This is a genomic window from Blautia sp. HCP3S3_H10_2, from assembly GCF_052122375.1.
GTDB lineage: Bacteria > Bacillota > Clostridia > Lachnospirales > Lachnospiraceae > Blautia_A.
On record NZ_JBQKCL010000002.1, the window covers coordinates 297,495 to 311,583 of the forward strand.

The 14,089-nt window shown below is 43.4% G+C and carries 12 protein-coding genes and 1 pseudogene; 3 read left to right on the plus strand and 10 right to left on the minus strand.

What is annotated here, in order from left to right; all coding sequences use genetic code 11:
• Nucleotides 1–26 precede the first annotated feature (26 nt).
• Nucleotides 27–659: a restriction endonuclease subunit S gene (locus ACTQWB_RS03250; protein ID WP_441500330.1), complete on the plus strand. Its 633-nt coding sequence runs from the start codon at nucleotides 27–29 to the stop codon at nucleotides 657–659.
• On the opposite strand, the gene ACTQWB_RS03255 is transcribed toward ACTQWB_RS03250, so the two are convergent.
• From ACTQWB_RS03255 to ACTQWB_RS03265, 3 genes and pseudogenes are all read right to left on the minus strand, one after another.
• Nucleotides 656–1,159 (minus strand): restriction endonuclease subunit S, encoded by a 504-nt coding sequence (locus tag ACTQWB_RS03255; RefSeq protein WP_441500331.1) that lies wholly within the window; start codon nucleotides 1,157–1,159, stop codon nucleotides 656–658. The genes ACTQWB_RS03250 and ACTQWB_RS03255 overlap by 4 nt on opposite strands.
• Nucleotides 1,149–2,655 (minus strand): annotated as a pseudogene (locus tag ACTQWB_RS03260) (N-6 DNA methylase). The gene ACTQWB_RS03255 and the pseudogene ACTQWB_RS03260 overlap by 11 nt, the downstream one beginning before the upstream one ends.
• Before the next feature lie 423 nt (nucleotides 2,656–3,078).
• Nucleotides 3,079–3,477 carry a recombinase family protein gene (locus ACTQWB_RS03265; protein WP_441500399.1) on the minus strand — a complete coding sequence of 133 codons (399 nt, stop codon included), beginning with the start codon at nucleotides 3,475–3,477 and terminating at the stop codon, nucleotides 3,079–3,081.
• A gap of 777 nt (nucleotides 3,478–4,254) precedes the next feature.
• Here ACTQWB_RS03265 and ACTQWB_RS03270 point away from each other — a divergent pair.
• Nucleotides 4,255–5,031, plus strand: a complete 777-nt coding sequence (locus tag ACTQWB_RS03270) for an inositol monophosphatase family protein (RefSeq protein ID WP_441500332.1) — start codon at nucleotides 4,255–4,257, stop codon at nucleotides 5,029–5,031.
• A gap of 218 nt (nucleotides 5,032–5,249) precedes the next feature.
• Here the strand turns inward: ACTQWB_RS03270 and ACTQWB_RS03275 are convergent, their stop codons facing one another.
• Both ACTQWB_RS03275 and ACTQWB_RS03280 read right to left on the minus strand, forming a co-directional pair.
• On the minus strand, nucleotides 5,250–5,891 hold the full coding sequence (locus ACTQWB_RS03275) for a TIGR04100 family radical SAM protein (RefSeq protein WP_441500333.1): 642 nt from the start codon (nucleotides 5,889–5,891) through the stop codon (nucleotides 5,250–5,252).
• 30 nt (nucleotides 5,892–5,921) lie between these two features.
• Complete coding sequence (locus ACTQWB_RS03280) at nucleotides 5,922–6,791, minus strand: pyridoxamine kinase (RefSeq protein ID WP_441500334.1); 870 nt, start codon at nucleotides 6,789–6,791, stop codon at nucleotides 5,922–5,924.
• A gap of 137 nt (nucleotides 6,792–6,928) precedes the next feature.
• Between ACTQWB_RS03280 and pdxR the strand changes: the two genes are divergently transcribed.
• Entirely contained in the window at nucleotides 6,929–8,254 is a 1,326-nt protein-coding gene (pdxR, locus tag ACTQWB_RS03285; protein WP_441500335.1) for a MocR-like pyridoxine biosynthesis transcription factor PdxR, read from the plus strand.
• Between the two features lie 41 nt (nucleotides 8,255–8,295).
• Here the strand turns inward: pdxR and ACTQWB_RS03290 are convergent, their stop codons facing one another.
• The 5 genes from ACTQWB_RS03290 to ACTQWB_RS03310 all read right to left on the minus strand — a co-directional run bounded on the left by ACTQWB_RS03290 (nucleotide 8,296) and on the right by ACTQWB_RS03310 (nucleotide 14,066).
• Nucleotides 8,296–8,937 (minus strand): precorrin-8X methylmutase, encoded by a 642-nt coding sequence (locus ACTQWB_RS03290; RefSeq protein WP_441500336.1) that lies wholly within the window; start codon nucleotides 8,935–8,937, stop codon nucleotides 8,296–8,298.
• 13 nt (nucleotides 8,938–8,950) lie between these two features.
• Nucleotides 8,951–10,459, minus strand: a complete 1,509-nt coding sequence (locus tag ACTQWB_RS03295; protein WP_441500337.1) for a cobyric acid synthase — start codon at nucleotides 10,457–10,459, stop codon at nucleotides 8,951–8,953.
• Between the two features lie 38 nt (nucleotides 10,460–10,497).
• The gene (gene cobD, locus ACTQWB_RS03300; RefSeq protein WP_441500338.1) at nucleotides 10,498–11,535 is read right to left on the minus strand and encodes a threonine-phosphate decarboxylase CobD; all 1,038 of its coding nucleotides are present in this window, start codon (nucleotides 11,533–11,535) and stop codon (nucleotides 10,498–10,500) included.
• Nucleotides 11,536–11,548: 13 nt separating this feature from the next.
• Nucleotides 11,549–12,514, minus strand: a complete 966-nt coding sequence (gene cbiB / locus ACTQWB_RS03305; protein ID WP_441500339.1) for an adenosylcobinamide-phosphate synthase CbiB — start codon at nucleotides 12,512–12,514, stop codon at nucleotides 11,549–11,551.
• Between the two features lie 103 nt (nucleotides 12,515–12,617).
• On the minus strand, nucleotides 12,618–14,066 hold the full coding sequence (locus ACTQWB_RS03310) for a cobyrinate a,c-diamide synthase (RefSeq protein ID WP_441500340.1): 1,449 nt from the start codon (nucleotides 14,064–14,066) through the stop codon (nucleotides 12,618–12,620).
• Nucleotides 14,067–14,089: the final 23 nt, after the last annotated feature.

Consider the following 14,089-nt stretch of genomic DNA (forward strand, 5'->3'; position numbering starts at 1 on the left):
TGGCAAACAAGAATTTAGAGCAGCAAATGGAAGCACTTTATAAGTCTTGGTTTATTGACTTTGAACCCTTCAATGGGGCACAGCCAGAAAACTGGAGTAAGACCGACATATATTCCATTGCAGATATTATTTATGGCGCACCATTTTCTTCAAAGTTGTTCAACACGGATGGAATCGGAAAACCTATCATTAGAATTCGTGATTTAAAAAATCAGGAGTTTGTTACATATACCACCGAGGAACACCCTAAAGGGCATCTAATTCAGCCAGGTGACATTATAGTAGGTATGGATGGTGAATTTCGCCCATATATTTGGGGAAATGAATCAGCTTGGCTAAATCAGCGAGTTTGCATTTTTGAAAATAAACGTCCTAAAGGAAAAGCCTTTGTCTTTTTTGCCATAAAACCATTGCTGAATGTGATTGAACAGACACAAGTAGCAACTACGGTTATCCATATCGGGAAAAAAGATTATGATGCATTTGAAATTACGCTTCCAGACAAAACATCACTTGACCGATTCGATGAAATTACAGCTCCAATGATTGATCAAATTGTAACTAACCGATTGGAAAACAAACGGTTAGCTGCATTGAGAGATGCATTGCTTCCAAAACTGATGTCCGGCGAGCTTGATGTTTCAGGCATCGACCTTTAAGCCGCTAAATTCTTGTTTATGTTGATATTTAAAGCAATTTTGTCATCTATATCTGCCAAAATCCCCGCTATTTTCTTTTGGGTTTGCAACTCAAAATGCGGTACATCATATTGCATTATTGCGGTTTTGTCACCACGAGGCATTTTTGTGCCTTTCGATGTTGCTGTTGAATAATCAAAGAACGCATCATCAGCAAGCACATAATAAAGGAATCTGGAATCTGTGTCCTCTTTTGCTCTGAATACCAGCACATCATTTGAACAGCCACCGTTGCAATCAGCAAACCATATTTTCTTGAAATACGGTCTTATGTTTGATACCAAAACATCATCTTTCATATAAGCCTGTGTTTGAGCAGTACTTGGGAGCGATGACGCAGTAGTTATACCGCCCTTATTAGGCAGCATATTTTCTGTTGAAATGTAGTCTGTATCTGTTAAACCGGATACATCAACTTTTCCTTTAGCATAGAAGCAAATATCCGATAACTTAGATTTCATATCCAATCGCCCCCAGCTTCTTTCTGATTTCGTCCTCCAATTCATGAGACTTTGCAAACATTTCCGACAGTTCGGAAGTCAATCGATTCATTTTATCCTCAAACGGCTCTCCGTCATCTTCCTGTTCTTCAATGCCTACATAGCGTCCAGGTGTCAGAATATAATCCTGTTTTGCAATATCCTCAAGGGTAGCCACCTTGCAGAATCCCTGCACATCTTCCAGTGTGCCATTCTGGAATGCTTCAAAGGTATCTGCCAATCTCTGAATATCTTCATCGGTAAAATCACGATGCTTGCGGTCAACCATATGTCCCATCTTACGAGCATCAATGAACAGTGTCTTGCCGGACTGCTTTTTACCCTTTGTGATGAACCACAGGGTAACAGGAATCGTTACGCTGTAAAAAAGCTGGGTAGGCATTGCAATAATACCTTCAATCAGATCGTCCTCGATGATTTTCTTTCTGATTTCGCCTTCGCCGCTGCTCTGCGTAGACAACGCACCATTCGCCAGTACCAGACCAATTTTTCCGTTCGGTGCAAGGTGATAAATCATGTGCTGAATCCATGCGTAGTTGGCATTACCGGCAGGCGGCAGACCGTACTTCCAACGCTTGTCCTCTGTCAGCTTTTCCTGTCCCCACGGATGATAATTGAATGGGGGATTAGCGAGAATAAAGTCTGCTTTCAGTGTTGGATGCAGGTCACTTGTAAATGTATCCGCATTGTATGGTCCCAGATCAGCATCAATACCTCGGATTGCCATGTTCATTTTTGCCATCTTCCACGTATCCGGATTTGCTTCCTGCCCATACACAGAAATTGCGCCACGTTTGTGACCGTGTGCTTCAATAAACTTTTCACTCTGCACAAACATACCGCCTGAGCCGCAGCAGCAATCGTATACTCGGCAGTTATCAAACGGACGAAGAATGGAAACCAGAGTTTTTACAACACTGGACGGTGTATAGAATTCACCGCCACCGACACCTTCTTTTTCTGCAAACTGAGCAATGCAGTATTCATAAGTACGACCGAGCAGGTCTTCACTTGCAGTCGTGTCACTCATGTCAATGTTATTTGTAAAAATATCTACCACATCACCTAAGATTCGCTTATCCAAATCTGGACTCGCATAATTCTTCGGCAATACATTTTTCAGCTTTTTGTTTTCTGCTTCAATAGCTCTCATTGCATTATCAATGATTGTACCGATTTCCGGTGTGTGCTTTGGATGCAATGTTGCTCCAGCGAGCTTCTTCCGGAACAAAAAAAACATTGTCCATCTCATAAGCATCACGATCATCCTCGAAACCGTCACCTTCTGCTATAAGTTCCTGATACCGTTTATCAAACGCAGCAGAAATGTACCGCAGGAAAATCAATCCGATAATAACCTTTCTATATTCTGCTGCCGGGATATGCCCCCACAATACACAAGCTGCATCCCACAGCTGTTTTTCAAAGCCAATGTTTGCATTTGTTTTATCCGCCATATGTTTTCCTCCATCAATTGTAATTTTTATTCTCCTATATCGTCGTCTGACACGCTTTCGACTATATCATTCAAATTAAGTCCCAATACTTTGCATATTCTCAATAATACATATTACATTCTCATTTTCCCGATTTTTGCATTAAACGATTCTCGAATTGGGTAAACACTGTTTCCCCAATTCAGTCATGCGAATAAATGGTATAGAAGCACTCCATATGTTTCAAATTTTCAGCAGAATGGCCTTCGAGCATGCCCGTCAGATACGCTGAAAGTTCCTTTAAAAGCTTTTTGCATTGTCAGAAATAATCCATAAGTAGCTGACTTTTTAGCATCGGTAATTTGCTCTATTGAACACAGGGTTTGAATTCTTCATGTTAAATCGCTCTCTAAGCAGGACATAAACAACCGAATTTATCATACGCTAAAGTGCGAATAAAATCAATCTGTGTAGCAAAAGATTTTTGCAGTTTACTGCAAAAAACTGAAATAGAAAGTAAGTTTTATTCCGAAACTTATTATTGCACTGGTAGATGATGCAGCAGTAAATCTGCGGAGCAATGATTGCTTCGTGGTTATTTTCCACATAATACTGCGGCACTTCACCTTCATTGGTTTTCGTTTTCTTTGTCAAAAAATCTACTGTGCAGGATTTCTGCAGTAGAGCATCGCCTTTATATTTTTCGTTAGCAAGATTACTCCGCACTGTTGACTGATTCCATTTATCCTTGCCGCCGGGTGTCTTGATGCCTCGTTTGGTAAGTTCTCCGGCAATGGTATGCACGGTCATGCCGTCCAGGAACAGCTTATAAATCAGCTTTATCGTTTTTGCCTACTTCGGCACAACTACAATCATTCCGTCTGGTTCTTTCTCATATCCAAGGCAACTTCTACTTTCTGCAGTGTTTCCAACATATCAATCTGCTACTTATTCAGATATGGTCGGATGTTTTTTCTCTTTTCAATACCGTTGGCAAGCCTGAACTACTTTGCCGAAATTCCAATCACAATGCGGTTTAGCATATCGCACTCATTGCTTTGAGTCCAGATGTGGGCTCAGTGATTTTTGCAATATTCCGCAAAGTAACTCTGACTTTAAGAACCGATATTTAATCTTTTTTTAATTCGCATTCTATATAGCAGCCCAAAAATAATCTTGGCAAACCTGTCCCAAAGTATTGACAGATTGGTTCGTTCCAAGTAGAATATATGTAACAGAACCCGCCACGCTTAGTCTTGTTTCGGCAAGAATGCGCAACCCGGCGGGACTTTTTATATCCAGAGGTGAGCTATGTATACATATCCTAAGAATTTTTTATCCATTACACAACTAATTCAGAAACTCAAAGACACCGGAATGACTATCAATTCGAATGACACCGCTGAAATAGCGTTAACAACAATTGAACTTTCAGGAGGGACATTTCGTCTCTCCATTTTTATTTAGTCCTTTTTATAAAATTTGTACTTCTCAGTTTCAATTTTTTTATATTTTTGCAACTTAATTTTTCATTTGCCCTTTCTTTCTGTTTATGGTAAATTTTCCCTAGAACACCCAGATTATTGAAGTTTTTTAACAAGCGTTAGGAGGTATTTTTATATGAACAAAGAAAACCAATCCAGAATCATAGAACTGGTGAAACAAACAAAGCCCTTGATTCTTCAGGAAATGGCTCATGAAAAGGTTACAGAAAAGGGGGCTGCCGATTACGTTACCAATGTAGATGTTGCCGTCCAAAATTACCTGAAAGAGGCTCTTGGAAAAGAATTTCCGGACATTGCACTGATTGCTGAAGAGAAGGAGAATCTTGGACTGGATTCCCGGAAATCTTACTGGATTCTGGATCCTATAGACGGAACCACCAATTTAATCCGGGATTATCATTTAAGCGCAGTTTCTTTGGGACTTTATGAAAATGGAGAAATCACTTTCGGAGTTGTCTATAATCCTTTTACGGAAGAGCTCTTCTATGGTGCCAAGGGTGAAGGTGCCTACCTGAACGGAGCTCCTATCCATGTGTCCAACCAGCCGGAATTCAAAGATGCTGTGGTATCTTTCGGCTCCTCACCTTATGAAAAAGACAGGGCAAAGGAACTGTTCCCGGTATTTTACAATATCTTTATGAACTGTGCAGATTTCAGGCGTACCGGCTCTGCTGCCCTTGACATTTGCTATGTAGCCTGTGGCAGACAGCACGCTTATCTGGAACAGAATCTGAAACCCTGGGATTACAGCGGGGCTACCGTTATTTTAAAAGAAGCCGGCGGCGTCATCACGGACTGGGAAAATAAAGAACCGCCTTATCTTGCGAATTCGGATATCCTGGCCTGTGTACCCCAGTTCCGAGAAGTTTTGCAAACCTTTATTAAAAAATAAGCCTGACTGTTCAACCACTTAACAGAGTTGCTAATTCAAACACTTCGCAAATCTAACAGTTAAAATTTTTGCCAAAAATAACCTACACATATCAAAAGACACCATTGCAGATTTTTCCGTACTTCATAAAATCTCATAGATAAATCTAAAACTTGTTAACAAAGGCTCTATTGGATTTTATGAAACATCTGCATTGATGTCTTTTTCTTCCCTTAATCTTATTCAGCCGTATACTCCCGTACTCTCAACGGAATTCCAAGCTTCTCAGCTACTTTACGGCTTTTCTCAATGTTTTCCTTGCCGATACAGTCTACAACCGTGAATTTCACATTTTCTGTATACTGTTTGCAATCCTGTGCAAATTTCAGCATAGCGTCAAATGCTTTTTCTCCATAAGCCGGACGTACCACTTCATTGTAGGACTTGGCATCTGGCATGTTTAAACTAATGGAAATAATATCTACAGCCTGACAGACCTCTTTGGCTATGGAACGCTTGTTGATCAAATCTCCGAGACCGTTGGTATTCAGACGAAGTTTAATTCCTGGGCAGGGTTTCCCATCACGGTCTAAATGCGCCGGATATTTGCTTCTCATATATTCACTGACAGCGATCAGCTTGTCCAGCGCCATGGTAGGCTCTCCGTAGCCGCAGAATACTACCTCCTTGTATCCGGAGAAATCAAAGGCATCAATGGCCTTGTAAATTTCTTCCATTGTTGGTTCCCTGTCAAACCACAAGGTCTTCGCCCCGCCTACGGAATCTCCGTTATTGCGGATGCAAAAAGTACAGTTGCAGGGGCATTTATTTGTCAGGTTAAAATATACCTCATCATTATAGCAATAAACGATATCAGCCATTATTCACACTCTCCTCTGTTATTCTCTTTATCAATTTCTACATAATTCCCCAAGATACGCTTCGAAACAGACTCCATCATTCCGGTCCGTCCCCTCCTGCACGGTCTGGGCAATGGCTTTAGAGAGGAAATTCACTGCAAGTTCCACGCAAGTCATCATGGACATTCCCTTTACCAGTCCTGCACTAAGTACAGAAGCAAACAAATCTCCTGTTCCAGAATAGCTGCCGCCAAGCTTTGGAGCAAAGCACCAGGAAGCCTGACCATTTTCCACTACCAGATTTCCCATCTGCTGTGCACATAATTCCGCCTGAGATTCTACACCAGTAATCACTGCAGCCTGCAGCTCATATTCTTTTGCCAGCTGCTCCCCAACCTTTTCAATCTGCTCCAGACGTTTTTCCCCATCCAGTTCCAGAAGCTCTGCATACCTTTTTTCCATCTCTTCTTTCCCATATAAAAGAAGCAGTGCTTCCGTAAGGTTCGGCGTGATCACCTGTGCACTTTTCACCAGCTGGATCATCTTTTCCCGCAAGCCCCTGGTGTAGATTCCATAAGCCTTGCCGTTGTCTCCCATAACCGGATCTACCAGCACCATGGTATGCTCTTTCTGAAATCTTCTGAGGAAATCCAGAATCTTATCTACCTGCTCCTCGTCAGCCAGAAAGCCGGTATATATTCCATCTGGAGAAAACTTCCGTTTCTCCCACTCTTCCATGATCTGTTCCATATGTTCTGTATAATCATCACAGTAATAAGAAGGATAACCAGTCTGGTTGCTAAGCACTGCCGTTGGCAAAGGTACCGCCTGTACGCCCATGACCGAGATCACCGGGATTGCCGCTGTCAGAGAACATTTCCCCAGGCCGGACAAGTCCTGAATTACCGCTATTTTCTTCAAATACATCACTCCAGTTTCCAATAATCTGACGTTTCCGCCACGATTTCTATTGTAAATTTTTCGTTTATATTGTAGAATAACACCTATGTGTATATATCGAAATATCCAAATTAAAGTATTTTAGAGGGGACAGTTTTATGTTAGACATTGAAAAAAATCAGAAGCGTACCACACATCTTTATATGGAAGTTTATGAATACTACAAAAAGCTGATCCTGGATGGAAAAATGACACCAGGAAGCAAAATGCCCTCTCTCAGGAAATGCTCCCAGGAGCTGAAGCTCTCCCGTACCACTATCGAGACTGCCTACCTCCAGCTTGCCGCAGACGGCTATATTATGGCAAAAGCCCAAAGCGGCTACTACGTTACAGAAATTGCCTTTCATCAGCACAAAAGCAGCCAGCCGGGCAGACATGATGAACCTCACTACCGTTACGACCTGGCCTCTTCCGGCGTAGATAAAGAGAGTTTCCGTTTCGATCTGTGGAGCCGTTATATGAAAAGCGCCCTTCGCCAGAATGAAAGGATGCTCACTTATGGAGAGCCCCAGGGCGAAGCTGATTTCCGGGAAACTCTGGCAGATTATATCCGGGAGCGTCGAAACATCCTCTGTTCCCCGGACGATATTGTAGTCGGCGCCAGCTTCCAGAGCCTTCTGCAGATCCTGTGTCCTCTTATCCATGAAGTATATCCAGAGTTTCACCAGGTATCCTTCCCTACCCCCTCTTTCGTTCACGGAAGCACGGTTTTCAAAGATTACGGATATGATATCCATTATCGTGATAAAGACTGCGATGTGGTCTACGTTTCCCCTGCGCACATGACAAAATGGGGCGAGATCATGCCAGTAAAACGCCGTCTGGAGCTTCTGAAATATGCAGACGAACGCCATCACCTGATCATCGAAGATGATTTCGAAAACGAATTCGTCTATTTCCAGAAGCCTACTCCTTCCCTCTTCGGACTTTCCGGAGGGCAGGGTGTGGTTTATATCGGTTCATTTTCCAGACTGCTGCTGCCTTCTATCCGAATCAGCTTTATGATTTTGCCTCCAGAACTTCTGGAAGCTTATAAAAATAAAGCAGGATTCTATAACCAGACTGCCTCCAAGGCAGAACAAATCGCGCTTTGCCAGTTTATCCGTGACGGTCACCTTGCCGCACAGACCAGAAGGCTGAAACGACTGTATTCTTCTAAATTAAAACAGCTTCGCAGTGCAGTCCGCCAGGTATTTTGCTCCGGGTGCCAAATTCAGGTTGGAGCCGCTGGCACCAGTCTGGCCCTTACTTTGCCTTGTTCTAAAAATGGGGAAGAAATAAAAAAGCAGGCCCATGAAAAAGGCCTGCATCTACAGATTTTAAAAGAAACAGCGGGCGCTGTGACCATACTTATGTCCTGCTCATCCATGCCGGTACAGGATTTTGTTCCAGCGTGTGAACTTTTGAAATCTGTTATTTCATAGACAAAGAATTAAAATCAAGTGTTCCTTTTCCTGGAACAGGTTTATCCCCGGTTATTGTCGATCATATACAGCAGTGCATTGCAGATACATGCCGCAATATTTGACCCTCCCTTACGTCCCCGGGCCACGATATATGGCACCTCTGTGTGCATGATCAGTTCCTTGGACTGCACCACATTTACAAAGCCAACCGGCACACCGATGATCAGCTCCGGATTCAGTTTGCCATCCTCGATCAGCTCATAAAGCCGAACCAATGCAGTAGGTGCATTTCCAATGGCAAAGATCAGCTTTTTGTCAAGACCTGCTGCCTTATCCATGCTTGCTGTAGCACGGGTAGAACCATTTTCCTTTGCAATTTTGGCTACATCTTCGTCAGACATAAAGCAGTAAACCTCTCCTCCGTATCTTGCAAGGGCACGCTTATTGATTCCTGCTTTTGCCATCTGGGTATCGGTTACAATGCAGGCCCCCTCTTTGATTGCCTGGATTGCCTTTTCCACTGCATTTTCAGAAAAGCAAAGATTCTTCGCGTAATCAAAATCCGCGCTTGTATGAATACATCGCTTTACCACCAGTTCCGTACCAGGAATCAGAGGAGTGTCACCAAGCTCCTCTGTGATGATCTCAAAGCTTCTTTTTTCTATATCCATAGGTTTTACATTTTCCAGTTCTACCTTCATCTTTATGTCCTTTCTAAATTCCCTCATCCAGAATCTTATAAATTTTATCCATATCCAGATGTTTCCGAAGCTCTGCCGCCAGAATGTCATACTGGGTCTCTTTAAATGCCTGAAAATCCATTCCAGTCATTCCGGATACATCCAGACCTTTCTTTTCTCCTATGATCTGCACAATTGCCTCAGCAACCGCCTCTTTATCAAAAACACCATGTACATAGGTTCCGCACACATTATCCAGGTACGCTCCATCTGACTTACGTTCACCGGTTACGCTATCCTGAATTTCAGTAGATGGCTTTGCTTCTCCTTTCAGGACCGTCTCACCCATGTGGATCTCATAGCCTTCCAGGGCTGTACCACCTAGCTTTGCAAAAGCGCCTGTAAGCGGACCAAAAGAACCTTCCACTCTGGTTCTTGTTTTTTTCCTGGCAAAAACCGTATCCATGGGCAGAAGCCCCATGCCTTTAATGGTTCCACCAGCTTCCACTCCATGAGGATCGCTTAAGCTTTCCCCCATCATCTGATAACCACCGCAGATTCCAAAAATCAGCTTACCCTTTGCCGCTTCTTTTAAGATCAGTGCCTCCAGACCATTTTCCCGCATCCACAGAAGGTCTTCCATGGTATTTTTTGTTCCCGGCAAAATGATCATATCCGGATTGCCAAGCTCCGATGGATTTTTCACATAGCGAAGAGAAACACCCTGAATGCTTTCCAACGGATTAAAATCCGTAAAATTGGAAATTCTCGGCACACGGATCACTGCAATATCAATAAGATCCACGGTACGTTTGGTTTCAAAACGCTCAGTCAGGCTGTCCTCATCCTCTACCTGGATATTCAGATACGGAGCTACCCCCACAACCGGAATGCCGCTTCTCTCCTCCAGCATTTCCACACCAGGATCCAGAATGGTTTTATCTCCACGGAATTTATTGATGATCAGACCTTTTACCATCTCCTTTTCATCTTCTTCCAGAAGCATGACCGTTCCGATCAGCTGGGCAAAAACACCTCCACGGTCGATATCCCCAACCAGAAGCACCGGAGCCTTTGCCATTTTTGCCATACCCATATTTACGATATCGTCACTTTTTAAATTAATTTCAGCCGGACTTCCGGCTCCTTCTATAACAATAATATCATTTTCGGCGGCAAGTGTATTGTAAGCCTTCATAATATCCGGCACCAGTTTTTTCTTATATTTAAAATAATCCCTGGCGCTCATATTTCCCAGGACCTCTCCATTTACAATCACTTGGGAGCCTACATCATTTGTAGGCTTTAACAAAATAGGATTCATAAGGACAGAAGGAGCAATTCCGGCTGCTTCTGCCTGCATCACCTGGGCACGTCCCATTTCAAGCCCTTCTTTTGTAATAAAGGAATTCAACGCCATATTCTGGGATTTAAAGGGTGCCACCCGGTATCCATCCTGCTTGAAAATTCTGCAAAGGCCAGCTGCCAGAAGGCTTTTTCCGGCATTGGACATTGTCCCCTGCACCATAATCGCTTTTGCCAAAATGTGTTCCTCCTCTATAATAATACGGTGAACTGCTATCACGAAAGTTCTTTCAGTGCTTTAATCAGTTGCCTGTTCTCTTCATGATTTTTTACTGCCACTCTGTAATATCCCTTAGAAAGCCCTGTATAATTGCTGCAATCACGGATCAAAATCTTCTTCTGCTCCAATTTTTCATACAAATCCACCGGACCTGTAAAGAAAACATAATTTGCCTGTGACGGATAAACCGGATACCCAAGTGCGGTCAATTCCTTCTTCAGATAATCCAGTTCCCGAAAGGTCATCTGTCTTCCCTTTTCTACATATTCGGTTTCCTGTAAAGCTGCCAGACCAGCCGCCTGTGCCATAGAAGAAACATTCCAGGGCTGACACACACTTTCCATTTTTTCCAAGAGCTTTTGGTTTCCGCAAAGGCCATAGCCAAGCCGCACACCTGCCATGGCATACCGCTTTGTAAACGCTTTCAAAAGGAACAGATTGTCATAGCTTTCCAGATATTCCTTTAAGGTATATTTCTCGGGTGACGGAACGAAATCCAGGAAACACTCATCCACTGCCATAATAATACCAAGTTCCTGGCATCGTCTCAGGATTTTTTTCAGCAATGGCTTCTCCACCAGAAGCCCGGTAGGATTATTGGGATTACACAGGAAAATAATATCAAGCTCCGCAGTCAGACTCTGGATAAAATCCTCGTCTAATACAAATTGTTTTTTTTCATCCAGAGAATAAAAATCCACCTGACAGTCTACACTATATAATGCCTGCTGATACTCCGCAAAAGTTGGCGCCGGAACCAGGGCTTTACCTGGCTTCACAGCCCGGCAAAGAGAAAAGATCACCTCTGCCGCACCATTTCCGCAGATCACCTGCTCCGGTTTCGTATTCTCATATTCTGCAATGGCTTCTTTTAAGGGAGTACAGCCAACCTGGGGATAATCGTTTATATGCTCCAGACTTTTGATGATCGCCTTTTTGATTCCCTCAGGGGTGCCAAGAGGATTACAGTTTGCAGAGAAGTCGATACACCCCTGGTGATGATAAACATCACCGCCATGTATATGTTTTTCCATTGTTATCTCCATTTCAGAACAAAATCTTCAAAAGTGCACTAAATCCGCAAAAGAGAACTGCACCCACAATACAGGTCGCATAAAGCAGCTTATTCGCTCTTTCTATATCCTCAATCTCAACCGGACGGATCGGATCTCCGATGGTTGGTTTTTCATAGAGTTTTCCGAAGTAATAGGCGTTTCCTGCCAGTTGTACGTCCAGTGCACCTGCCATAGCCGCTTCTGTCTGCGCTGAATTAGGGCTTGCATGATTGCGGCGGTCTCTTCTGTATATTTTCACTGCATTTTTGGTGTCCATACCTACAAACACCGTGGACAAAGCCATCAGCCAGCCGGAAATTCTGGCTGGGATAAAGTTTGCCACATCATCAAGCTTTGCGGCACATCTTCCAAAATACAGGTATTTGTCGTTTTTATATCCAAGCATGGAATCCATGGTATTGATTCCCTTGTACAAAAACATCAGAGGGATTCCACCGATTGCCATATAAAGCATGGGCGCAATAATCCCATCGGAAGAATTTTCCGCAACGGTTTCCACTGCAGCTTTCGTTACTCCCACTTCTGAAAGTGCCTGGGTATCACGTCCTACGATCATGGAAACTGCATAACGGGCTTCCTCGATCGTTCCGTTTTTCAGGCGGTCATATACCTTCATACTCTCAGTTTTCAGGGATTTCGTTGCCAGAAGCTGTCCGCACCAGAACGTTTCCAGTGCAAATCCAAGCCAGAAATTCCATTTATAAAGCAGATGGATCACACCATAAGGAACAAAAAAAGTGATCAGACAGACAAGAATTACTTCCAGAATGCCTCCTGCCAATTCCCCTTTCTCTGTTTTGGGGAAAATTTTGCGGATTCCTTTTTCCAGTATGCTGATCAGTTTTCCAATAAGACATACCGGGTGATATAGCCATCTTGGGTCTCCCATGATCAGGTCTAGGATAAAACCTGCAGGGAGGGTTAGTAATCGTATCATTTTAATAACTCCTTATGCGCACCTGTTTTCCAGGCGCTATATCTTCTTTGGAGTATTCCATTTTGAAATACCAAAAGATTATTATTTTATTCAAAAATTATTCTCATGACTTATTGTTGTAGCCTTTTGCAGATTCTTTGTATTCCAGACATTTTTTCAGAAATGCCTGAGGGATTCGCGGATTGGCATAATAGTAAAGATGAGGGAAACCAGCCAGCAGGCGGTCTGTTCCATGTATACAGTCCCAGCCACGACTGCTTTGGGGCTTTGAAGCATGGAAGGTCGTTCCACAGTTTTCTGAATCAAAATAATGGAATTCATGGGCTGGACTTAGACCTAAATCCGCCTGTCCCAGAACCTGGATTTTATTCTTTACATTGTCCTCCCCTCTCAATGCTGATAAGTTCTGTTCCAATGTGATATATCCAAACCTGGTAAGTCTTGGGGTACGCCACACCTTTCCCGGGATAACGCCTGCCATCTCATAGAAGTTTCCGTCCATTCCCTCCATTTTTTCATGGAGATACATGAAACCGCCGCACTCTGCCAGACAAGGCATTCCGATTTTTATTGCCCCGGCAATTTCCTGCCGCATGGAAACATTCTCTTCCAGCGCTTTTCCGTTTAATTCCGGATATCCTCCATAGAGAAGAATGCCGTCCAGATTTTCAGGTAAATGCTTGTCGTGGATAGGCGAAAACGGAACCAGTTCGGCTCCCATAGCACGGAGAAGATCCAGATTATCCTCGTAAAAGAAACAAAATGCTTCATCCCTGGCAAGGCCGATTCGAACCCCTCGCGAACTCTTCCACGTAAATGCCGGGCTGAATTTCTCCAGAGAAGGATACTCCACAGCCGGAGCCTCTTTCGCCATGTGCAAAATTGCATCAACATCCAGACTGTCTTCCAGAATCTCAGCCAGCTTTAGCAGACGCCCCTTCAATTCCGGGATTTCCTCGGGAAGAACCAGCCCTAAATGTCTGCTCTCGATCACGCAGTCCTCCACTTTGGGCACATAGCCAAGCACTTTAATGCCAAGCTCCTCTTCCACAAGCTTCTTCATTCTGGGATACAGCATAGGGGACATCTGATTAAAGATCACACCTTTGATATGGCTGTCCTTTTTGTATTCCATAAATCCCTTTATGTAAGCCGCAAGAGAAACACTCATCCCCTTGCTGTTCACAATCAGAACGACAGGTGTATCCGTCACTCTCGCCAGATCGTAAGCACTGGCCTTTGTTGTAGTTCCTGCCACACCATCATAAAATCCCATAACCCCTTCCATCACAGCGATCTCGCAGTCTGCGCTGTTTTTTGCAAGAAGATATTTCGTAATCTCTTCTTCTGTAAAAAAGGTATCCAGATTGCGGGATTTCGTACCAATGACCTGAGTATGAAACATGGGATCGATATAATCCGGTCCACACTTAAAGGACACGGTCCTTAAACCTCTGTTCACCAGCACCTGCAAAAGGCCACAGGTAAGAAGGGTTTTTCCGCTTCCGCTGGCTCCTGCCGCAAGCAAAATCCTAGGTATTCTTTTTTCCATGCAATTCCTCCTTACCGCCCTAT